The sequence below is a fragment of the Streptomyces sp. R28 genome (assembly GCF_041052385.1).
Classification (GTDB): domain Bacteria; phylum Actinomycetota; class Actinomycetes; order Streptomycetales; family Streptomycetaceae; genus Streptomyces.
Genome location: NZ_CP163439.1, coordinates 7,555,844 through 7,578,081, shown reverse-complemented (window position 1 = coordinate 7,578,081; position 22,238 = coordinate 7,555,844). Strand labels below are relative to the sequence as shown.

At 70.2% G+C, this 22,238-nt stretch carries 13 protein-coding genes; 4 read left to right on the top strand and 9 right to left on the bottom strand.

The window, feature by feature from the left end; genetic code table 11:
• Positions 1-37: 37 nt before the first annotated feature.
• Both AB5J49_RS34105 and AB5J49_RS34100 read right to left on the bottom strand, forming a co-directional pair.
• A complete protein-coding gene (locus AB5J49_RS34105; protein WP_369172700.1) occupies positions 38-1,972 on the bottom strand; it encodes an acyl-CoA dehydrogenase family protein in 1,935 nt (644 codons plus the stop codon).
• Positions 1,973-2,082: 110 nt separating this feature from the next.
• Positions 2,083-2,892 carry an endo-1,4-beta-glucanase gene (locus AB5J49_RS34100; protein ID WP_369172699.1) on the bottom strand — a complete coding sequence of 270 codons (810 nt, stop codon included), beginning with the start codon at positions 2,890-2,892 and terminating at the stop codon, positions 2,083-2,085.
• A 378-nt stretch (positions 2,893-3,270) separates the two neighbouring features.
• Here AB5J49_RS34100 and AB5J49_RS34095 point away from each other — a divergent pair, with 378 nt between their 5' ends.
• The 3 genes from AB5J49_RS34095 (at position 3,271) to AB5J49_RS34085 (ending at position 7,803) form a co-directional block, all read left to right on the top strand.
• Complete coding sequence (locus AB5J49_RS34095) at positions 3,271-4,287, top strand: LacI family DNA-binding transcriptional regulator (protein ID WP_369172698.1); 1,017 nt, start codon at positions 3,271-3,273, stop codon at positions 4,285-4,287.
• A gap of 146 nt (positions 4,288-4,433) precedes the next feature.
• Positions 4,434-6,485, top strand: coding sequence for a TIM-barrel domain-containing protein (locus tag AB5J49_RS34090; protein WP_369172697.1), 2,052 nt, complete (start codon positions 4,434-4,436; stop codon positions 6,483-6,485).
• Positions 6,486-6,615: 130 nt separating this feature from the next.
• Entirely contained in the window at positions 6,616-7,803 is a 1,188-nt protein-coding gene (locus tag AB5J49_RS34085) for a sulfotransferase (protein WP_369172696.1), read from the top strand.
• A 36-nt stretch (positions 7,804-7,839) separates the two neighbouring features.
• Here the strand turns inward: AB5J49_RS34085 and AB5J49_RS34080 are convergent, their stop codons facing one another.
• From AB5J49_RS34080 to AB5J49_RS34050, 7 genes are all read right to left on the bottom strand, one after another.
• Positions 7,840-8,553 (bottom strand): hypothetical protein, encoded by a 714-nt coding sequence (locus AB5J49_RS34080; RefSeq protein WP_369172695.1) that lies wholly within the window; start codon positions 8,551-8,553, stop codon positions 7,840-7,842.
• Between the two features lie 38 nt (positions 8,554-8,591).
• Positions 8,592-10,802 carry a glycoside hydrolase N-terminal domain-containing protein gene (locus AB5J49_RS34075; protein WP_369172694.1) on the bottom strand — a complete coding sequence of 737 codons (2,211 nt, stop codon included), beginning with the start codon at positions 10,800-10,802 and terminating at the stop codon, positions 8,592-8,594.
• The gene (locus AB5J49_RS34070) at positions 10,799-12,793 is read right to left on the bottom strand and encodes a beta-galactosidase (protein ID WP_369172693.1); all 1,995 of its coding nucleotides are present in this window, start codon (positions 12,791-12,793) and stop codon (positions 10,799-10,801) included. The genes AB5J49_RS34075 and AB5J49_RS34070 overlap by 4 nt, the downstream gene beginning before the upstream one ends.
• The gene (locus tag AB5J49_RS34065) at positions 12,793-15,018 is read right to left on the bottom strand and encodes a 1,4-beta-glucanase (RefSeq protein WP_369172692.1); all 2,226 of its coding nucleotides are present in this window, start codon (positions 15,016-15,018) and stop codon (positions 12,793-12,795) included. The genes AB5J49_RS34070 and AB5J49_RS34065 overlap by 1 nt, the downstream gene beginning before the upstream one ends.
• Before the next feature lie 148 nt (positions 15,019-15,166).
• The gene (locus AB5J49_RS34060; protein ID WP_369172691.1) at positions 15,167-16,126 is read right to left on the bottom strand and encodes a carbohydrate ABC transporter permease; all 960 of its coding nucleotides are present in this window, start codon (positions 16,124-16,126) and stop codon (positions 15,167-15,169) included.
• Positions 16,123-17,157, bottom strand: coding sequence for an ABC transporter permease (locus AB5J49_RS34055; RefSeq protein WP_369172690.1), 1,035 nt, complete (start codon positions 17,155-17,157; stop codon positions 16,123-16,125). The genes AB5J49_RS34060 and AB5J49_RS34055 overlap by 4 nt, the downstream gene beginning before the upstream one ends.
• Before the next feature lie 27 nt (positions 17,158-17,184).
• Positions 17,185-18,879: an extracellular solute-binding protein gene (locus AB5J49_RS34050; protein ID WP_369172689.1), complete on the bottom strand. Its 1,695-nt coding sequence runs from the start codon at positions 18,877-18,879 to the stop codon at positions 17,185-17,187.
• A 373-nt stretch (positions 18,880-19,252) separates the two neighbouring features.
• Here AB5J49_RS34050 and AB5J49_RS34045 point away from each other — a divergent pair, with 373 nt between their 5' ends.
• Entirely contained in the window at positions 19,253-22,090 is a 2,838-nt protein-coding gene (locus tag AB5J49_RS34045; RefSeq protein ID WP_369172688.1) for a glycoside hydrolase family 3 C-terminal domain-containing protein, read from the top strand.
• Positions 22,091-22,238: the final 148 nt, after the last annotated feature.

Below are 22,238 nucleotides of genomic sequence, written 5' to 3'. Positions count from 1 at the left end.
AGGGGTCACTGCGGGCAGTGACCCCTCGGGGTGTCCGTCACCTGATCGGGCGGTGCACGTTCTCCCGCTCGCTCGGGCCCGGTGTCGCGTCGGCGATCCAGGGGGCGCCGTCGTCCGACGGGTCTACGATGCCGCTCTCCAGCCACTCGTACGTGCCCGACATCACGCCCTTGACGACCTTGCGGTCGAGGTCGTCGGTGTTGGACCACAGCCGGCCGAAGAGCTCCTCCACGCGCAGACGGGCCTGGCGGCAGAAGGCGTCGGCAAGCTGGTAGGCCTCGCGGCCGTGCTCGCCCTGGCCGCGCAGGTGCTCGGCGCGCACGCACGCCGCGCTCATGGCGAACAGCTCGGCGCCGATGTCGACGACCCGGCCGAGGAAGCCCTGCTTGGTCTCCATGCGGCCCTGCCAGCGGGACATGCCGTAGAAGGTGGAGCGGGCGAGCTTGCGGGACGTGCGTTCGACGTAGCGCAGGTGCGCGGCGAGGTCGACGCCGTGTTTGAACTCGCCGTACGAATACGGCAGTTGCCCCTGCCCGGCGACCAGCTTCGGCAGCCACTTGGCGTAGAAGACGCCGGCGCTCGCGCCCGCCTTCGCCTTGTCCTGGAGGGACTTGTCGGGGTCGATGAGGTCGCCTGCGACGGTCAGGTGGGCGTCGACGGCCTCGCGGGCGATGAGGAGGTGCATGATCTCCGTCGAGCCCTCGAAGATGCGGTTGATGCGCAGGTCGCGCAGGACCTGCTCGGCGGGGACCGCGCGCTCGCCGCGGGCGCGCAGCGACTCGGCCGTCTCGAAGCCTCGGCCGCCGCGGATCTGGACGAGTTCGTCGGCGATGAGCCAGGCCATCTCGGAGGCGTAGAGCTTGGCGAGGGCGCCTTCGATGCGGATGTCGTTGCGGTCCTCGTCGGCCATCTGCGAGGCGAGGTCGGTGACGGCCTCCAGGGCGAAGGTGGTGGCGGCGATGAAGGAGATCTTCGAGCCGACGGCCTCGTGGTGGGCGAGCGGCTTGCCCCACTGCTCGCGGGCCGCCGACCACTCGCGGGCGATCTTCAGGCACCACTTTCCGGCCGCGACGCAGGACGCGGGCAGGGACAGCCGCCCTGTGTTCAGCGTGGTGAGCGCGATCTTCAGGCCGGCGCCCTCGGGGCCGACGCGGTTCGCGGCGGGGACACGGACCTGGTGGAAGCGGGTGACGCCGTTCTCGATGCCGCGCAGGCCCATGAAGGCGTTGCGGTTCTCGACCGTGATGCCGGGCGAGTTGGTCTCCACGACGAAGGCCGTGATGCCGCCCTTGTGGCCCTCGGACTTCGGCACCCGTGCCATGACGACGAGGAGGTCGGCGACCACGCCGTTGGTCGTCCACAGCTTGACCCCGTCGAGGACGTAGTCGTCCCCGTCCGGTACGGCGGAGGTGGCGAGGCGGGCCGGGTCGGAGCCCACGTCGGGCTCGGTCAGCAGGAAGGCGCTGATGTCGGTGCGGGCGCAGCGCGGCAGGAACCGCTCCTTCTGCTCCGGGGTGCCGAACAACTTCAGCGGCTGCGGTACGCCGATCGACTGATGGGCGGAGAGCAGGACGCCGATCGCCGGGGACGCCGAGCCGACCAGGGTGAGGGCCTTGTTGTAGTAGACCTGGCCGAGGCCGAGCCCGCCGTACTTGGTGTCGATCTTCATGCCGAAGGCGCCGAGTTCCTTGAGCCCGTCGATCACGTCGTCGGGGATGCGGGACTCGCGCTCGATGAGGGCGCCGTCGACCTTCGTCTCGACGAAGTCGCGCAGTTTGGCGAGGAACTCCTCGCCGCGCTGGGCGGCCTCGTCGGTGGGCATCGGGTGGGGGTGGATGAGGTCGAGGCGGAAGCGGCCGAGGAACAGTTCCTTGGCGAAGCTGGGCTTGCGCCATTCCTGCTGCCGGGCCGCCTCCGCCACCTGGCGTGCCTCACGCTCACTGACAGTGGGTTTGGGGGGTACTGCGGACATGAGGCTCACCTCGCCGCGAATCGGGATCTTGGGCCGTTTGGTTACCGACGGGTGCTACCCGATCGTATGTACCCGATTCCGGGCGCCCCCACCACCCCGCGTGCAGCCGTTCAGCCGATGTTGACGGAATACGCCTTCGTGTCCAGGCGGCCCGTGCCCTTGAAGACCTCGGTGCCGGCCTCGATGCCGGAGACGTACTTGTCGTTGCTCAGCAGATTGCGCCGGACGAGTGCCTGGGTGAAGTCGTCGAGGTTGAGCGTGACCTTGGTGGTGTTGGTGCGGCGGACGAAGGAATGGACCTTCCAGCCGATGTCGCCCTCGTAGATGTCCCACGTCGCGCCGCCCAGGCTGACGCTGCCGTTCTTGGTGCCCAGCGGGCCCGCGCCGCCCTGGCGGTTGAGCCAGACCATGATCTCGTCGGTGGGCTGGTCCTGCCAGTCCGCGGTGTTCTTGGTGTGCAGCCACAGGTCGTAGGCGACGTTCATGGCGCCCGGGTCGGAGCTGACCGAGAACTCCCAGCTCGTCCGCACCGGCTTGCGGTCGCCGACGCGGATCGGCAGGCCGGTCCTGGCCTTGTCGACCTTCCAGCCCCAGTGCCAGCCGAGGACGCTGGAGGCGTACGACTTCACGTCGTAGTCCTTGCCGGTGCCGCTGTTGGCCAGGCTGTAGTCGGTGCCCCAGGAGATCGTCGAGCCCGACTGGGAGTTGTCCCAGACGCACTGGGTGCCGGTGTACTTCCCCTCGTTCCAGAGGTTGTTGTTCACGTAGTACTTGCCGAGCGTGATCGTGTCGAAGGCCGCGCACTTCTTGCTGGACTCGTCCGCCTGGGCGACGGTGACACCGGCGGCGGCCGCGAGGGCGACCGCCGAGGCGATGAGGGTCTTCGCCTTCTTGGACAGGCGGGGGCGGCGGTGCTGCATGGGGGACGGTCCTTCCGGGGACGGATCGGTTACGTCCCCTACGTGGCCACCGCCTCCGGGAAAGTTGCCGTCAGGGCTCGGGCAGGGCCGATCCAGGAGGGCGGGGCCCGCCGACGCCCTCCCCCATTCCATGGCCCCCCACGGCCGGTCGTGGTAAGGAGGAAGCCACGTCCTCCGGAAGGCCGTCCCGGGCGCGTGGCAGACGGGAGCGCAGCCCCTGTCGAGGCCCGCGCCGGCGCCCTCGGGAAACTCTTTGTCGAAGCGCTTCGACAACCTATGGACACCCACTCCCGGTGGAGCTACTGTCGAACCACCCTCACACCCCGCCCTGTTCGCACCGCGCACTGTCGAAGCGCTTCACAAAGCTTGGAGAGCTGGATGGTCACCCTCGCCGAGGTCGCCCAGCACGCCGGAGTCTCGGCGAGCACGGTGAGCTATGTCCTCAGCGGCAAGCGGTCCATCTCCGGGGCCACCCGGCAGCGGGTCGAGCAGAGCATCCGCGAGCTGGGCTACCACCCGAACGCGGGCGCCCGCGCCCTGGCCAGCAGCAAGTCGAACATCATCGCGCTGATGATCCCGCTGCGCACCGACATGTACGTGCCGGTGATGATGGAGATCGCCATCGCGGTGGCCACCACGGCCCGGACGTACGGATACGACGTGCTGCTGCTGACCGGCGAGGAGGGCCCCGACGCCGTGCGCCGGGTCACCGGCAGCGGGCTGGCCGACGCGATGATCCTCATGGACGTCCAGCTGGACGACGAGCGGCTGCCGCTGCTGCGCGGCACCGACCAGCCGTCCGTGCTGATCGGTCTGCCGGCCGACACCTCCGGGCTGACCTGTGTGGACCTCGACTTCAAGGCGACCGGCGCGCTGTGTGTGGAGCATCTGGCGATGCTGGGGCACCGAGACATCGCTGTCATAGGCGAAGCCCCGGCCGTCTACGAGCGGCACACCGGTTTCGCCGAGCGCACGCTGGACGGACTCCGGCTGCGTTCCCAGGAGCTGGGGATGCGGCTGCTGCACCGGCCCTGTGAGGGCGGGTACGACGCGATGGCCGTCACCCTCGCCCGCATCCTCGACGAGCGCCCGAGCACCACCGGGTTCGTCGTACAGAACGAATCGGCGGTCGAGCCACTGCTCGCCCTGCTGCGCCAGCAGGGCCGTGCGGTGCCGGAGGACGTGTCGGTGGTCGGCATCTGCCCCGACCAGGTCGCCACGCAGGCCTCGGTGCGGCTGACGTCCGTCTCCATCCCCGCGCAGGAGATGGGCCGGCATGCCGTGCAGCAGCTGGTCGCCAAGCTGGAGGGGTGCGGGAGCGACGAAGTCGTGCTGATCGCGCCCGAGTTGACGGACCGGGCGAGCACGGGCCCGGCGCCGTCCGCCACCCACTGACCGTTTACCCCCCGTATCCCCACCCCATTTCGCCACTCGTTCCACCACCCCGTTCCACCACCTCTTTTCCGCACCCCTTTTCCGCACCGTGCCCTTGCCGGGCACCCCCATGTCTGCACCCGCCGCCCTCTTCAGGAGCGCCCCTCGTGAATCAGCCTGCCGAAACCCAGCCCCAGCCAGGCACGGTCAGCCTCGCGCAGTCGTCCCCGACCGTCGGCACGTTCCGTGAGCGGGACGGTGCGCTGGAGTGGAGCGGCCGCCAGGAGACCCTGCGCGTCGAGCCGTGGGGCCCGGACGCGGTCCGGGTGCGTGCCCGGCTCGGCGGCCCGGTCCTCGACGGGCTGCCGGGCGCGCTCCTCGAGTCCGCCCCGACGACCGAGTCGACGGTCAAGATCGACGACGGGGTGGGGGTGCTGACCGTCGGCGCGCTGACCGTCGAGGTCGACGCCGAGGGCCTGATCCGCTTCCTGCGTACCGAGGACGGCACGGAGGTGCTCGCCGAGGAGCGCGCCCACTTCTGGTGGCCGGGCTCGCGGCTCTACACCGCGGTGGGCAACGGCTACCACCGCCTGGAGCAGCGCTTCGCCGCGTACGACGACGAGAAGCTGTACGGCCTGGGCCAGCACCAGCACGGCCGGTTCGACCAGAAGGGCCTGGTCCTGGACCTGGTCCAGCGCAACGCCGAGGTCGGCATCCCGGTGCTGGCCTCCAGCCGTGGCTACACCCTGCTGTGGAACAACCCGGCGATCGGGCGCGTGGAACTCGCGCACAACGGCACCCGGTGGGTCGCCGACTCCGCCCGTCAGATCGACTACTGGATCACCGCGGGCGCCCCGGCCGACGGCCAGCGCCGCTACAGCGCGGTGACGGGCCGTACGCCGATGCTGCCGGAGTGGGCGGCGGGCTTCTGGCAGTGCAAGCTGCGCTACCGCACGCAGGACGAACTCCTCGAAGTGGCACGGGAGTACAAGCGCCGCGGCCTGCCCATCGACGTCATCGTCTGCGACTTCTTCCACTGGACCCACCTGGGTGAGTGGAAGTTCGACCCGAAGGAGTGGCCGGACCCGGCGGCGATGGTGCGCGAGCTGGACGAGCTCGGCATCAAGCTGGTGGTCAGCGTCTGGCCCTCGGTCTCCCCCCTCTCCGAGAACCACCCGGTCATGGAGCAGCGCGGCTACTTCATCGGCACCCAGTACGGCCCGATGGCGCACGCCGACTGGCCCGACAAGGAGGTGGCGTCGACGGTCCAGGTGGCCTTCTACGACGCCACCAACCCCGACGCTCGCGAGTTCGTGTGGTCCAAGGTCAAGCAGAACTACCTCGACCGGTACGGCATCACGGCCTTCTGGCTGGACGCCTGCGAGCCGGAGCTGAAGCCGGGCTTCCAGGAGAACCTGCGCTACTGGACGGGCCCCGGCCTGGAGGTCGGCAACATCTACCCGGCCGAGAACGCCCGCACCTTCTACGAGGGCCTGCGCGCGACCGGCGAGGACGAGATCGTCACCCTCAACCGCTCGGCCTGGGCGGGCAGCCAGCGCTACGGCGCCGCCCTGTGGTCCGGCGACATCGGCACCGACTTCCCGACCCTGCGCCGCCAGATCGCGGCCGGCCTCAACACCGCGCTGTCCGGCATCCCCTGGTGGAACACCGACATCGGCGGCTTCCACGGCGGTGACCCGGACGACCCGGCGTACCGCGAGGTGATGGTCCGCTGGTTCCAGTTCGGCGCGCTGTCCCCGCTGATGCGCCTGCACGGCTTCCGCGACCCGGGCATGCCGCTCGGCCCGCAGATGACCGGCGGCCCGAACGAGGTGTGGTCGTACGGCGAGGAGGCCGGCGCGATCCTGGAGCAGTACCTGCGGCTGCGCGAGCGCCTGAAGCCGTACGTCCTCGAGGTCATGCGCGAGGCCCACGAGGAGGGCCTGCCGGTGATGCGGCCGCTGTTCCTGGAGTTCCCCGAGGACCAGGCGGCCTGGTCGGTCGACGACTCCTACCTCTTCGGCCGTGACCTGCTCGTCGCCCCGGTGCTGACGGCGGGCGCGACGGCCCGGACGGCGTACCTCCCGGCGGGGGCGCGCTGGACGGACGCGTGGACCGGGGAGACGTACGAGGGCGGTACGACCGTGACGGTCGACGCCCCGCTGGACCGCATCCCGCTGTTCCTGCGGGACGGGGCACGGCTGCCTGTAGCGGAGTAGCCGTGTCGCAGGGGGTGGCCGGGGGGTGGAGGTCTTCCGGTCGCCCCCTCGATCACTCGTCCGGTCGCCTTGCCCTGATGCGCTGAACTTCCTTACGCTACAAGCAAGTTCAGCGGGATGGAGTCGCCGCGTGTCCTCGTCTCCGATAGCCCTGACCCTCGCCAATGTGCTGCTGAGGCCGACCTTCGGCTCCCGTCGCGGGCACGACCGGATCTTCGACCGGATCGCGGTGGAGGCCGGGGAGGCTGCGGGAGACCGGCAGTTCGTCGACGACTTCCGGGTGCTGCTCGGCTGGTGGGCGCGGGCCGAGAACCTGACCCCGGTCGGCTGGCAGTCCGCGCAGGTCTTCGTGCGCCGGCATCTCACCAACCGGGCTCGCGTGCGGCGGTTGATCGCCGGGCATCCCGAGATCGAGCGGGAGCCGATCGAGAAGCCGGTGTTCGTCGTGGGCCTGCCGCGCACCGCGACCACCGTCACGCACGCCGTCCTGTCGCTCTCCGCCGAGCACCGGAGCCCGCTGCTGTGGGAACTGCTCACGCCCGACCTGGAGTTACCGCCCCGTCGGCGCCGGAAGGCGGTCACGGCAGGACGTCGTCTGGTGCAGGGCACCAACCTGTTCGCGCCGCGCTTTCGCGACATCCACGCGATGGCCGCCGAGGGCCCGGAGGAGTGCACCTTCGCCCTGCCGCACGCCCTGATGCCGCTGTCGCAGGCCCTGATCCCCGAGTACTCGGCGTGGTACCGGGAGCGGGACTTCGTCGACGACTACCAGTACCTCAAGCAGGTGTTCCAGGTCCTGCAGTACGGCCGCCCGCGCCGGCGCTGGATCCTCAAGTCCCCCATGCACCTGGGCAACCTCGACGCGCTGCGCACGGTCTTCCCGGACGCCACGATCGTGTGGTGCCACCGCGACCCGGTGACCGTCGTGGCCTCCTTCTGCAGCCTGATCGAGCACGGCATGGCCGTCAGCACCCGCCCCCTCGACCCGCACCGCATCGGCGCCCTCTGGCTCGACCTGCTGAGCCACGCCATGACCCGCGGTCTCGCGGCCCGCGCCGCCATCCCGCCCCAGGCCCTGGTGGACGCCCCGTACGCCTGGCTGGCCACCGAACCGGCCACGGGCGCCCCCAAGCTCTACGACGCGGTCGGGGCCCCCTGGACCGACGCCGACGCCGCCCGGCTCCCCGGCGCCGTCGCCCGCCCGAAGGGCACCCGCCCGCACCGCTACGACCTGGCCCGCTACGGCCTGACCCGCACCGAGGTCGAGTCGGTGTTCGCCGACTACAACGCGCTGCGGGCCGAGGTGGACCGCGCCTGAGAAGGGACGCGGACCGACCCCGGCCCTGATGTCTTGTCAGCTGCTACTGACGGTCAGGTTGTTGGTGTTGAAGTCGAGCCCGCCGGCGGACGAGGTGATCTCGTATCCGAACTGGACGTCGCCGATGGTCTCGTTGCCCATCCACCCCTTGCTGTCCTTGATCCACTTCAGGATCGGCAGGATGTCGACGGTGCCGGCGGACGAGTTCGACTTGCGGATGAAGGAGAACACCTCGTTGGAGCCGTTGGTGCCCTTGTAGACGCCCCAGCTGTGGCCGCCCAGCGACACGTCCTCCTGCCAGCTGCCGATGGCGCCGACCGGTCCGGTCTTGTTGACCCAGAGCATGATCTCGTAGCGGTGGGCGGTGTCCCAGATGTCGTACGACGCGTTGAAGGCGCCGGACGACGGGACCGAGATGTTGTAGTCGCTCGTGAGCGAGCCGAGCGAGGTGATCGACTTGTTGATCGCCTTCGTGGAGTTGGGGTAGGACTTGATGCCGCCGGTGTTGGGGTGGTTGGCCGAGACTCCCCAGTTGGTGGCGGAGTTGGCCCAGGTGCACTGGCTGCCGGCGCCGGAGCCCCAGATGTTGTTGTAGAGCGTGTAGCCGTTCAGGTTGGTGCTGCCGTACTGGTCGCAGGTGTTCCAGACGGCGGCGGATGCGGGGGCGGAGGCGAAGCCGACGGTGGCGCCCAGAGCGAGCGCGGGGGCCAGTATCGCCTTGGTGATGCGGCTCAGCGTGTTCACTGCCATGGTGTCCCTTCCATGGGTGGGGGGAAATTGTGGGGGGGTTACCACGCCCCTAAGCGCAGGACGTGGTCTTCTCCGGCGACGAGGTCGAGCGGTTCGGCGCCGGTGGAAGTCCTGAGTTCGACCCGGTGGGTACGCGTGGGGCGGATCACCGCGGTCGCTGAGTGGGGGGTCCAGGTGAGGTCGACCTCTGCTCCGAACCGGGTGCGGATGCCGCGGAGCTCCCCCTGGGGGCAGGCCGCGGGCAGCGCGGGCAGGAGCACCAGCCGGTCCGGGGTCGACTGCACGAGCATCTCGATCAGTACGGCGGGCAGGGTGTGGGCGGCGTCGGCGTTGTAGACGTGACGCGTCGGGTAGTGCGCGCTCATCAGGGAGGCGTGGAAGAAGTCACCCTCCAGCACCTGGTCGAGGGCGTGGGCGACGCGCTCGCCGTCGCGCAGCCGGGCCGCGATCAGGGCGTGGTGGAGGTGGCCGTGCGCGGAGTCGTTCTCGGCGCCGCGGAGCTGGAGGGCGCGGTGGGCGGCCGCGGCGAGGTCGGGGGTGTCGTAGGGGGTGATCTCGTCGAGCGGCCAGACGCCGTAGAGGTGGCTGAGGTGGCGGTGGTCGTAGGTGTCCTCAAGGTCTGGCCAGGCCCATTCGGCGAGGGCTCCGTCGGCGTTGATCCGGTGCGGCGGGAGTCGGTCGGCGAGGGCGCGCCAGCGCTCGGCCTCCTCGGTGCCCGCGTGGTAGTCGGCCGCCGTGAGCAGGGCGTGGCGGGCCGCGGAGAGGTCCATGGCGGCGTTGATGGTGCCCCAGCTCGCGTTCGCCGGACGGTTCTCGGGTGAGTAGGAGGGGACGACGACCAGGTTGCCGTCGCCGTCGGTCCGGGTGAGGAAGTCCTCGTAGAACAGGGCGACTTCGGCGAAGGCGGCCGCGGTGCGCGGGTCGCGGTCGCCGCGGGTCTCGTCGTGGTCGACGAGGGGCTTGAGGAGCCAGTCGGCGCCCGCGGTCCACAGGTGCAGGGGGTATTCGCGGTTGAAGTGGTAGATGTACCCGGACTCGCCGTCGGTGTGGGCGGGGGCCACCACGCCACGGGTGCCGAAGATCGTGCGGGCGTTGTCGCGCCAGTGGTCCAACTGGCCGTGGACCAGGGCCGCGTGGGCCTCGGTCACCTCGGGGAGCGCGGCCGCGGCGGCCGATGCGGTCTGGAGGTTGACGTTGGCGTCGGTGGTGAACGCGCCCGACCACGCCGTGTTCCAGTCGCCGGTCCACAGGCCGGTGAGCCGGGGCGGAAGCATGCCGGCGGCGGACAGGAGGTGGTAGCGGCCGGCCGCGAAGAGGCGTTCCAGGAGGGCGGGGCTCTTCGGGCGGCTGACCAGCTCCGAGCCCGGGAGGGCGCGTTCGGCGTCGTCGGCGCCGAGGTCGAGGCCCGCACGGAGGTAGGCCGGGCGGTGCAGGTCGGTGTGGCGGGCGAGGAGGCGGTCGTACGGGTCCTCGTCGCCGTCGGGGAGCAGGGCACGCAGCGCTCGCGCCTCGGCGAGGACGTCAAGCTCGCCGGTGTGCCGCTGGACCCGGGTGAGGAGGAGCAGCGAGCGGGCGCCCTCGACGCGCATGCCGGGCAGGGAGGTGCGGGTGCTGCCACCGGTGACCAGGGCGAGCGTGACGCCCGTGTACACGCGGTCGCTGCCGGGGTAGCGGACGCGGAGGGTGAGGAGTGCGCCGTCGGGGGTGAGGATGACGCTGTGGCCGACCGCCAAGTCGTAGGGGGCACCGGGCAGTTGAGGGTCCAGGGACACGTCGGCGGTGAGGCCGGGCTCGGTGACGTACTGGACGATGACGTCGTCGGCGCGCGAGACGAAGACCTGGCTCCGCCAGCCGCCCCGCACGGCTGTGCAGACGCCGGTGGTGAAGTCGACCTCGCGGCGGTACCCCTCGCGGCGCTCCTCGGCGACCGGACGGCGCAGCCGTATCCGGAAGGCGGGATGGAAGGGCTGCACCCACTGCAGCTCCCGCCCGTCGGTGAAACGCTCGGCCGCCGTGACGTCTCCGCCGAGCAACCGGTCCTGGAGCTGCGGGAGTTCGGCGGCGAGGGCGGGTGGACGGGCGTGTTCGCTGCCGTTGGGGCGGACCAGGCTGTGGTGGTTGACGATGACCTGGTCGGCGTTCGGATCTCCGAGCACCATGACGCCGTGTCGGCCGTTCCCGCTCAGGAAGGCGTCCTCCCAGCGCTCGGCGGGGGCCGACTCCCAGGTGCCGTGTACCGGTCCGCTCATGAGGCGGCCTCCAGCACGGCCACGCCGTACCGGCCCAGCTCCACTGCGTCGGTGGCCTCCGCGCCGGTCAGCAGGTCGCGGTGGCGGCCGGGCACCGGTACGGTGACGCCGTCGCGCCCGTGGTTGAGCAGGAACAGCAGCCCGCCCCGGCGGACCGCCTCCACCCCGGCCGGAAGCCCGGTGAGGGTCGGCCGTACGCCCGCGTCGGCGGCGATGTCGGCGAGCAGCGTGCGCAGTGTGTGCGGCTCGGGAAGGGTGGAGACGTACCAGGCACGGCCCTTGCGCAGGACGGCGGGGAGCCCGTCCAGCTCGCCGCCCTTGTAGGGCATCACCGCGTCCACGCCGTCCGCCGCCTCGATCTCCTCGGACCACAGGGTGCCGTGGAAGCCCTCGACGTCGGCCTTCTCGTCCGCGTCGAGCGGCCACCACTCGTGCAGGACGCGGATGCCGAAGAGGTCGCGGAGGCGGGCGTCCATGCCACCCGCCCGCACCCGGTCGTCCTCGTCGGCGACGCCGGTCTGGAAGCCGGCGACGAGGGTGCCGCCGCCCTCGACGTAGGCGACGAGGCGGTCGATGGCCGCATCCGTCATCAGATACAGCTGCGGGACGACGACCAGCTTGTACGCGGACAGGTCGTGCTCGGGGTGAGCGAAGTCCGCGACGGTGTGCGCCTCCCAGAGGGCGCGATGCCAGGCCCGGACCACCTGCGGGTAGTCGACCTCGCAGGACAGCCGCCCTTCCTGCTGGCTCGCCCACCAGGCGTTCCAGTCGAGGAGTACGGCGACTTCGGCGGCCTCGACGCGGCTGTCGGCCACCTTCTCGCCCAGCAGGGCGAGTTCGGCGCCGATCCGCTTGACCTCCTGGAAGGTACGGCCGTGCTCCCCGGCGTGGCTGACCATCCCGGAGTGGAACTTCTCCGCGCCCTGCCGGGACTGCCGCCACTGGAAGTAGCAGACGGCGTCGGCGCCGCGGGCCACGGCCTGCACGGACCACAGGCGGTTGAGGCCGGCCGGCTTGGGGTGGTTGACCCCGCGCCAGTTGACCGGCCCGGCGGCCTGCTCCATGACCATCCAGGGGCCGCCGCGGGCCTGCGAGCGCGTCATGTCATGGATCAGCGCCGCGTTCTGCCCGCCGAACGGATCACGCGGATCCGGATAGATGTCGACGGAGACGACGTCCTCCCGCTCGGCCCAGGCCCATGCGTCCTGTCCCTGCCAGAACGGCATGAAGTTGGTGGTCACCGGGATGTGCGGGGTGTGCCGGGCGACGATGTCGCGCTCGGCGAGGTAGCACTCCAGCAGCGCGTCGGACGTGAACCGCTTGAAGTCCAGGCCCTGGGTCGGATTCTTCATGTAGTGGGCGCGGCGCGGCGGCAGGACCTCGTCCCAGTCGCCGTATCCCTGGCTCCAGAAGGCGGTCCCCCAGGCCTCGTTGAGGGCGTCGAGGCTGCCGTACTTCTCCTGCAACCAGCGGCGGAAGGCGGCCTCGGCCTCGTCGCCCCAGTCGTAGGTGCAGTACTCGTTGTTGATGTGCCACATCCGCAGGGCCGGGTGACTGCCGTAGCGGGCGGCGAGGTCCTCGGTGATGGCGGCGGCATAGCGCCGGTAGGTGGCGCTGGAGTGCGAGAAGTGCTGCCGGCCGCCCCACCACTCGGTGCGGCCGTCCTCGGTGACGGGCAGGGTGTCGGGGTGCAGCCGGCCCATCCAGGGCGGGGGCGAGGAGGTCGGGGTGGCGAGGACGACGCCGATGCCGTTCTCGTGCATGAGGTCCATCAGCCGGTCGAGCCAGCCGAAGTTCCGCTCCCCTGGGCGGGGTTCGAGCTTGGCCCAGGAGAAGACGCCGAGGGTGACCGAGTTGACGCCGGCCTCCTTCATCAGCCGGACGTCCTCGTGCCAGGTCTCCTCGGGCCACTGCTCGGGGTTGTAGTCGCCGCCGAAGAGGAGGCGGCCGCGGGTGGCGTCGGCGAGGGTCGGCCGTTGGGGTTCTGACATCACACCAGGTCTCCGTACTGGACGCCGCGCCCGTTGGTGGCGACGTAGACGCGGCCGTGGACGCGCGGGTCGCCGGTGATCGTCTCGCCGGTCCAGCCCCACTGGTGCTGGTCGTCGTTGATCCGCACCCAGGTCTTCGCCTCGTCGTCCGAGCGGTGGACGGCGGTGATCGTACCGGTGGAGCCGACCATGTAGATCGCCGGGTAGTCGGCGCCGGCGGCGGCCTTGCCGAAGCCGAGGGTGTGCGAGGCCCCGCAGGTGGCGACCTTGGTGAAGGTCGCGCCGCCGTCGGTGGAGCGGTGGAGGCCGTTCCCCTTCGCGCTCAGCCACAGGTCGCCGGAGCGCCCGGGCGCCGCGACCAGCTCGAACTGGCTGTCTCCGGAGGGCAGTCCACTCGCACGGGCGGTGAAGGTACGGCCACTGTCAGTGCTGGCGAGTAGCGTTCCTGTGTCGGTGTCGTACGCGTAGAAGAGCGTCGGGTCGGCCGGGTCGGCGACCGGCGTGGCGCCCTTCGGGAAGGAGGAGACCTCAGCCCAGGTGGCGCCGTTGTCCGCCGAGCGGTGGGCGGGGTACTTCGTGCCGTCCCAGTGCACGAACACCCAGAGCAGCACGCTGCCGTCGGCGTTGGTGGCGATCGGCCCCGGTGCGTCCTTGGCGATGGAGGGCTGGGCCGCGAAGGGCGCCCAGGTCTGCCCGCCGTCGTTCGAGTAGGCGCCGTTGCCGTGGTCGCCCCAGCCGGCCCGGACGACGTACGCCGGCTTGGCAGCGGCCTGGGCGAGCCCCGTCGCCGACCCGAACACGGGGTTCGATGCCATGCCGCGCGAGGGGGATGCCGTGAGCGACTCGTGGTACATCACGCCGATGTCCCCGTTGCCGCTGATCAGGTGCGCCTGCCCGACCGGGGGCGAGATCAGCTGGCGTACGGACGTCTCCTCCAGGCCGCGGATCTGCGGAGCCCAGTTCTTCAGGTCCCGCGTGCCGTAGAGGGTCGCGCCGGTGCCGTAGACGATGTGCTTCGAGTCGTACGGGTCGAGGGCGAGGGCCTGGATCCACCAGCCGAACTTCGGCTTGTCCTGGCCCCACTTGAGGAAGGGGGTCTCGGAGACGTCGAGGACGGCCGTGTCCTTCAGGGATGTCCAGGTGCGGCCGCCGTCGGTGCTGCGGAAGACCGTGTCGACCGCCGCCCAGCGGTTGTTGGTGGACACGACGAGCGTGCCGGGCCGCCGGGCGTCGACGGCGACGCCGCCGTACCCGAAGGTGTCGGCCGACCCGTCGGCCGTGGTGCCGCCGGGCTTCACCGGCGTGACCTCGGTCCACTTGCCGTTCAGGGTGCACAGCTTGTGCACGCTGCCGTCGGACTGGCCGTTGGGGCCGGGTGCGTTGGCGTACGTCACGTACAGGTGGCTGGTGACCCGGTCGTACGCGGCGCGGATCGGGACCTTGGCGGCGGTGCCGGCGGGCTGGCCGGGGACGGCTTCCCAGGTGGTGCCGTCGCTGGTCCGGTACAGGTTCTTCGTCCCCGACGTGCCGTCGCCGTCGCCCCACCCGGCGTAGAGGGTGCGCCCGGCGGCGACGAGGAGGGTGACGCCCTGGCCGCTCGCGCTCGGGGTGCCCGGGAAACCGGAGGCGGCGGCCCAGGTGGCGCCTCGGTCGGTCGACTTCAGCAGACCGTCGTGCCGGGTGCCCAGCCACAGCGTGTCGCTGTCCCTCGGGTCGACGAGCAGCCGCTCGCCGCAGCCGCGTCCGTCCTCGTTGCCGCCGAGCTTCACGGTGAGGTCGGTGCGCCGCCAGGTGGCGCCGCGGTCGTCGGAGCGCAGGACGGCACCGTTGGTGGCCCAGGACTGGGCGTAGGTGCCGAGGGCGAGGTAGACGCGGTGGGGGTGGGCGGGGTCGACGGCCATGGCCTCGACGCCGAGAAGGTTCCAGTCGTCCCAGCCGAGGTGGTCGGTCAGCGGGACCCAGTTCGAGGTGCGGTCGTCCCAGCGGTAGGCGCCGCCGATGTCGGTACGGGCGTAGGCGAGCCCGCGCACGGAGGGGTGGAAGAGAACCCCGGTGACGAAACCGGTGCCGCCCATGACGGCGGTGCGCCAACGGTACGCCTGGCCGGCGGCGGCTGTGGGCTCGGCGGCGGACGCGCGCCCTGCGACGGACGGGACGGTGGTGAGCGCGGCGGCGGCCGCGGTCCCGGCGAGAACGGCACGTCTGCTCAGGCGGGACGTACGCATGGACATACCTCGTCTTTGCAAGAGGGGGGAGTGAAGACCTTAAGGGGCGCGGGGCTGCTTCGATATGCGGCTCCGCAGCGTGGGCGCGACCAGCCACGGACACCCCGCAGCCGCCGCATCACCGAAGCCCCCGTCGTGTGGGCGCCGATCAGCCCTTGACGGCCCCGGTGAGCATGCCCTTCTTGAAGTGCTTCTGGACGAAGGGGGAAAGCACAGCCACCGGCAGCAGGGCCATCACCATGACCGCCATCTGAATGGCCAGCCCCGACAGCTGACCGGTTCTGATGGCCTGGCTCAGACCGACCGGCGCCTCCTGCCTCTGCACCAGCTGGATCATGACGTTCTGCAACGGCATCATGTCCTGCTGGTTCAGGTACAGCGACGCGTTGAACCAGGCGCTCCAGTACCCGACGGCGTAGAACAGCGTGATCACCGCGAGGACCGCCCGCGACAGCGGCATGACGATCTGCCAGAGGATCCGGAGGTCGCCGGCGCCGTCGATGCGCGCGCTGTCGACGAGTTCCTGCGAGATCCCCATGAAGAAGCCGCGCAGCACCAGGATGTTGAAGACGCTGATCGCGCTCGGCAGGATCAGCGCGAGATAGCTGTCCGTCAGGCCGAGGGACTGCACCAGCAGGTAGGTGGGGATGAGTCCGGCGCTGAAGAACATGGTCGCCAGCAGCATCATCAGGATCCAGCGGTGCCCGAGGGACCCGCTGCGGGACAGTCCGTAGGCGCACAGGACCGACACCGACATCGAGAACAGCGTGCCGACCAGGGTGACGAGGATGCTGATGATCGCGGCACGGGTGACCTGGCCGCCGCCGAGCAGCTCCTCGTAGGCGATGAAGGTGATGCCCTTGGGCACCATCACCAGGCCGCCCGCCTCGTCGATGGTCTTCCTTGTGGAGAGGCTGGTGACAACCACGATCCACAGCGGGAAGAGAACTGCCAGGCAGGCGAACGACAGGGCGATGCCCTTGCCCGCGAGGCCGGCCCTGGAGGGCTTCTCCTCCCACGACGGGCGCGGCGGTGCGGCCCACCAGCGGGGCGCCTTCCCCTGTACCGGCTCGGTGTCCTGGCGCGGCTCCCACATCACGGACGTCATTTCTTGTACACCCCCTGCTCGCCCATGAGATGGGCCACCTTGTTCGCGGCGAGGACCAGGCCGATGCTGACCACGCCCTTGACCAGACCGGCGGCAGCCGCGTAGCCGAAGTCCTGGTTGCGCACGCCGTTCCACCACACGAAGGTGTCGAGGACCTCACCCGCGCCCGGTCCGACGCCGTCGCGTTGCAGCAGGATCTGTTCGAACCCGACGGTCAGGGCATCGCCGACGCGCAGTACGAGCAGGAGGGCGATCACCGGACGCAGGGCCGGAAGCGTGACGTGCCACATGCGGCGCCAGCGTCCGGCTCCGTCCATCGCGGCGGCCTCGTACAGGTCCGGACTGACCGAGGCCAGGGCGGCGAGGAAGACGATGATCCCCCACCCGGCGTCCTTCCACAGGCTCTGCGCGGTGAGCAGGAAGGCGAAGGTGTCCGGGTTGGTCATGATGTCGAGGCCGTCGTACCCGTTCTGCCGGAGCAGTTGGGAGAGCATCCCCGCGCCGCCGAACATCTGCTGGAAGACGGCGATGACCAGCACCCAGGAGAAGAAGTGCGGGAGGTAGAGCACGGCCTGCGCGAAGGCCCGCACGCGGGGCCGGACCACGCTGTTGATGAGCAGCGCGAGCAGGACCGGGATCGGGAAGAACAGCACGAGCTGGACGAAGAACAGCACGAGCGTGTTCTCGACGGCGTTCCAGAAGGCCGAGTCCTCGAAGATCCGCTGGAAGTTCTCCAGGCCCACGAAGGGGCTGTTGAGCATGGAGACGATGCCGTTGTCGCTGATGTAGGGGTCGTAGTCCTGGAAGGCGACGATGTTGCCGAGGATCGGCAGGTAGTTGAAGACCAGGAGGAGCACGACGGCCGGCACCGTCATGAGGATCAGGACGCGGTCGCGTCTGAACCTGAGCCTGAGGCTCAGCTTGCCCGAGCCTCGTTTCTCCTGGGCGCCCGTGACGTCGTCGGACGGCACCGGGTTCTTCACCTGCGTGCTGGCCTCGGCACTGCTCCGAGGCACCGTGCTGTGTGACACGGCCGTTCTCCTTGCCTCAGAGCCTGGTCAGCTCGCCGCCGAGCCGTTCTCGTCGAGAAGCTTCTTGTACCAGTCGCGCAGCTTGTCGCCGCCCTTGCTCTTCCAGTCGGAGACGGCCTGCTGCATGTCGCTGATCTTCTTGTGCCCGCGGATGATGTCGTCCTCGAGCTGCTCGAAGTCGTTGGCGAGGTTGGTGTAGCGGGAGGGCTCGGTGATCTGCAGGCCCCAGAAGGACGACTTCTTGGTGAAGGCGCCCATCCGCTGCTCCCACTCGACCATGGCCTTGGTGTAGTCAGGCAGGTCGGGGTGGGCGGTGGTGGGGGCGGGGCTCGCCACCATGACGTAGGCGTTGAGGACCTCGTTGTTGCCCTTGTCGTTCTTGACGGGGACGCCGTCCTTGATCGTGTAGTGCGTGCCCTCGACGCCGTAGTTGGTCATCATCCATTCCTTGGTGCCGTACGGCGCCGCGGTGACGTTGGCGACCGCCAGTGCGTCGCGGATGACGGACTCGGAGGCCTTCTTGTTGACGAAGGCGAAGATGCCGGCCGGGTTCGCGGCGTACAGCGTCGGGTCACCGCCGTCGTGGCCCCAGATGTCCATGCCCCAGATCTTGAAGTCGGGGTTCTGGGCGGCCTGGGAGGCCTGCTGGCCGTACCACTGGACGATGTTGTTGTCCCAGATCAGGAACTCGCCGGCGGCGAACTTGGGTGCCGGGTCGGTGATCTGGCTCTTGCCCAGCTTGAAATTGGGGTGGACGACTCCGGCGGCGAACAGTTTGCGTGTCCACTCGATGGCTTCCAGGTACTCCTGGGTCTCGAGGCGGTTGATCAGCTTGCCGTCTTCCATGTCCCACCAGAGCGGCTTCTCCCCTCCCCCGCGCACGCCGAAGTTGTTCATCGCGGTCCACTTCATGTCACCGCAGGCCCACACCTTGGCCCGGGCGTTGGTGATGTCCTTGCACAGGGCCAGGAACTCGTCGGCGGACCGGGGGACTTCGTAGCCCTCCTTGTCGAAGATGTCCTGGCGGTAGAGGGGCACGATGGTCGGGATGGACGGGGCGGGCATCGGCAGGCCCATCAGCTTGCCGCCGAAGATGGAGCGCTGCCAGGCGCCGCTGGGGATCGCCGCGAGGTTCGGGTACTCCTTGACCTTGTCCCCGGACAGGTACGGGCCGAGGTCGGCGAACTTGCTGATGATGGCGCTGGGTATCTTGCCCATCATGTTCCAGCCGGGGACGACGACCACGTCCGGGACGTCGCTGGAGGCGAGGACCGCGCCGAGCTTCTGGTCGTAGGTGTTGCCGTCCTGGTTGCGCCACTGGACGTCGACACCGATCAGGTCGTTCATCGACGTGTAGTAGGGGTTGTTCGGCTTCGGCGGTGAGCCCCAGAACGGCGACATGATGGTGACCTCGCCGCCCTTGCCGAGCTTCTTCGGGACCGAGGTCTTGAGCGTGTCGACGTCGAGCTTCGAGGTGAAGCCCATCGACGAGCCGTTCTTGGACGGGATGTCCGGCGTCACCACGTTGCTGGCCACGTAGGCGGGCAGGATCTTCTTCGCGTCCTTGGCCGACGTGGTGCCGTCTCGCGACGCACTGTCCGAACCGCCGCAGGCGGAGAGCAGCGGCATCCCTCCCGCCACCGCTGCGGTGGCGACCGCCGTGGAGGCGAGGAAGCTTCTCCGGCTGGGTCCGGAGGAGGCGGAGGAGGCGTTCGGCGTCATTGCGTCAACCCTTCATGGCGCACCTGGACACCCGGCGGTGGGCCGTCGGCTGCGGTGTCTTAAGTGGATCTGGCTGAGCTGAAGCGTCCTTCGACCACTGCCGAGGGCCCGGGCACCCCTGAAGGTGGGCGAGCCTCGCAGTCGAAGCGCTTCGATGTTGCTGCGAGGTTAAGTGAAGGTATGGGGGCGCACAAGGGTCGCTTCCAAGATTCCTCCGAGGCATGGAGGTTCCGACTGCCCTCTTACGTCGCTTGAAATAACGGTCCGGAGTCGGAGTTGTTGCGCCGGGGTGTCTTGACACCCACCCCCGGATCGACTGAGCATCGAAGCGCTTCGAAAGCGCCTCGCCGCTCCACCGCAAGGGGATCCCCACGTGACCGCACAAACGCCGCCTACGCCGCCTTTCCGCGATCAGCGACTGCCGTTCGCGAAGCGCATCGACGACCTTCTGTCGCGGCTCACGCTCGACGAAAAGATCGGTTTCCTGCACCAGTTCGCGCCGGCCGTCGAGCGGCTCGGCATCGACGCGTTCCGCACCGGCCAGGAAGCGCTGCACGGTGTGGCCTGGATGGGCCAGGCCACCGTCTTCCCCCAGGCCGTCGGGCTCGGCGCGACCTGGAACACCGACCTCGTACGACGGGTCGGCGACGCCGTCTCCAAGGAGACCCGCGCGATGCGCGCCCGCGACGACCGCGTGGGCCTGAACGTCTGGGCCCCCACCGTCAACCTCCTGCGACACCCCCTGTGGGGCCGCAACGAGGAGGGCTACTCGGAGGACCCGAAGCTCACCTCGGCCATCGCCACCGCGTACACCCGCGGCCTGCGCGGCGACCACCCGACGTACTGGCGCACCGCGCCCGTCCTCAAGCATTGGCTGTCCCACAACAACGAGACGGGCCGCGACGTCACGTCCTCCTCGGTGCGCCCGCGCGTCCTGCACGAGTACGACCTGCGCGCCTTCCGCGAGACGGTCGAGGCGGGCGCGACGGCGGGCGTGATGCCGGCGTACAACCTGGTCAACGGCCGCCCCAACCATGTCTCGCCGTATCTGCGCGAGCACTTGCGCGCTTGGACCGACGAGGACCTGCTGGTCTGCTCGGACGCGGGTGCGCCGTCCAACCTGGTCGATTCCGAGCACTACTTCGACACCCACGAGGAGGCCACCGCGGCCTCGCTGCTGGCGGGCGTCGACAGCTTCACCGATCACGGCACCGACAGCTCGAAGATCACCGCACGGGTCCGCGGCGCCCTCGACCAGGGCCTGCTGACCGAGGCGGACATCGACACGGCGGTCCGCCGCCAGCTCTCGGTCCGCTTCCGCCTCGGCGAGTTCGACCCGGCGTACGACCCGCACGCGCTCACCACGGACTTCGACACCCCGGCCCACCGCGCCCTCGCCCAGGAGGCCGCCGAGCAGTCGGTCGTCCTGCTCAAGAACAGCGACGGCCTGCTGCCGCTCGCCCCGGACATCCGGCTCGCCGTGGTCGGCCTGCTCGCCGACGAGTGCAAGTGCGACTGGTACAGCGGCACGCTCATCCACCGCTCGACCCCGCTGGAGGGCCTGTACGAGCGGTTCGGCGCGGACCGGGTGGACTTCGCGGAGGGTGTCGACCGCATCCGCCTGAAGACCTCGGCCGGAACCTTCCTGCACGCCCTCGAGGCGGACGTCGCCGACGAGGTGCGCGGCGCCGAGGGCGCCCTCGACCCGGCCCTGCTCGCCGGCCGTACGGACCTGCCGCCGCTGACCACCGACCCGGTCGGCACCGAGTTCGCGCTCGTCGACTGGGGCGAGGGCGTGCTGACCCTGCGCGCCCCCGACGGCCGGTATCTCTCGGTCGCCGAGGACGGCTGTGTCCGTGCCTCCGCCGACCAGCCCGGAGGCTGGGTCGTCCAGGAGACATTCCGCCTGGAACCCCATGAGAACGGTCACCTCCTCCGGCACATCGGTACGGGTCGCCACGTCTCAGTCGCCGCCGACGGCGTGCGGGTTGCCGAAGCGAATCCGGAAACTTTCCAGCTCATCGTCGTCGAAAGCGGCGAGGACGCAGTGACCAGGGTCACCTCGCAGGCGGACGTGGTCCTGGTGGTCGCGGGCAACGACCCGCACATCAACGGCCGCGAGACCGAGGACCGCACGACCCTCGCCCTCCCCGCCCACCAGGAGCGCCTGCTGCGCGCCGCCCGCGCCGCCAACCCGAACACGGTGCTGGCCCTGGTGTCGGCGTACCCCTACGCCGTCGAACCGGCCGCCCTCCCGGCGATCCTCTGGACGTCCCACGGCGGCCAGGCGGCCGGCACCGCCCTCGCCCACGTCCTGGCCGGCGACGTCTCCCCCGCCGGCCGCCTCCCGCAGACCTGGTACGCCGACGACGCCGACCTGCCCGACCTCCTCGACTACGACGTGATCGGCGGCCGCCAGACGTACCTGTACTTCGAGGGCACCCCGCTGTTCCCGTTCGGCCACGGCCTGTCCTACGCGGCCTTCTCCTACGCCGACCTGGAGACCCGCGTGACGGACGACACGCTGCACGTCTCCTTCACGGTCACCAACACCGGTGACGTGCCGGCCGACGAGGTCGCCCAGCTCTACACGCGTGCCGTGGAACCGACGGTGCCGCGCCCGCGGCGGGAGCTGGTGGCGCACAGCCGGGTGCGACTGGAGCCCGGCGAGCAGTCGGCCCTGACCTTCGAGGTCTCCTTGCGGTCCTTCGGCTTCTGGGATGTGGCGCGGGGCGCCTGGCGCCGCGAGCCGGGCCCGTACGAGATCCTGGCCGGCGCCTCCAGCGAGGACATCCGTCTGCGGACGACCGTGCTCCTGGACGGCGAGGCGGCCGCACCGCGCCCCGTCCTCCAACGGGGCCTGGACGCCGCCGACTTCGACGAGCAGAGCGGCGTGGCGATCGTCGACCGCACGAAGGCGTCGGGCGACGCGGTGACGCCGGAGCAGGGCAGGACGGGCGAACTGGTCTACCGGGACTGCGACTTCGAGGGCGGCGTCACGGCGGTGACGGCGACCGTGTCCGGCGACGGCGTGGTCGAGGTGTCGCTCGACGGGGGCGCGGTGCTCGCCGTACTGACGTCGCAGGCGCCGGATGCGAGCCCGTACGACTACTCGACGCAGCGCGCCGAGATCATCACCGAGGGCGTCCGGGACGTCCACCTCAGGCTGCGCGGCCCGGTGCGGCTCGCGCACGTCGGCTTCTCCGGTTGAGGGTCCGGGGAGGCCGACGCAAATGAAGGGGCCCGGCACCGGAAGGCATCGGTGCCGGGCCCCTTCGGGACGGCGATCGCGCGTCACTCACGACAGTACATGAAAATGGTTCCCATTAGCCAGAGGGTCGGCGGGAAATCTCGACGGG

Bases quoted from the DNA above. Each gene is read 5' to 3' on its own strand.
- AB5J49_RS34105 (WP_369172700.1), bottom strand. From the start codon at position 1,972: ATGTCCGCAGTACCCCCCAAACCCACTGTCAGTGAGCGTGAGGCACGC.
- AB5J49_RS34100 (WP_369172699.1), bottom strand. From the start codon at position 2,892: ATGCAGCACCGCCGCCCCCGCCTGTCCAAGAAGGCGAAGACCCTCATC.
- AB5J49_RS34095 (WP_369172698.1), top strand. From the start codon at position 3,271: ATGGTCACCCTCGCCGAGGTCGCCCAGCACGCCGGAGTCTCGGCGAGC.
- AB5J49_RS34080 (WP_369172695.1), bottom strand. From the start codon at position 8,553: ATGGCAGTGAACACGCTGAGCCGCATCACCAAGGCGATACTGGCCCCC.
- AB5J49_RS34075 (WP_369172694.1), bottom strand. From the start codon at position 10,802: ATGAGCGGACCGGTACACGGCACCTGGGAGTCGGCCCCCGCCGAGCGC.
- AB5J49_RS34070 (WP_369172693.1), bottom strand. From the start codon at position 12,793: ATGTCAGAACCCCAACGGCCGACCCTCGCCGACGCCACCCGCGGCCGC.
- AB5J49_RS34065 (WP_369172692.1), bottom strand. From the start codon at position 15,018: ATGCGTACGTCCCGCCTGAGCAGACGTGCCGTTCTCGCCGGGACCGCG.
- AB5J49_RS34060 (WP_369172691.1), bottom strand. From the start codon at position 16,126: ATGACGTCCGTGATGTGGGAGCCGCGCCAGGACACCGAGCCGGTACAG.
- AB5J49_RS34050 (WP_369172689.1), bottom strand. From the start codon at position 18,879: ATGACGCCGAACGCCTCCTCCGCCTCCTCCGGACCCAGCCGGAGAAGC.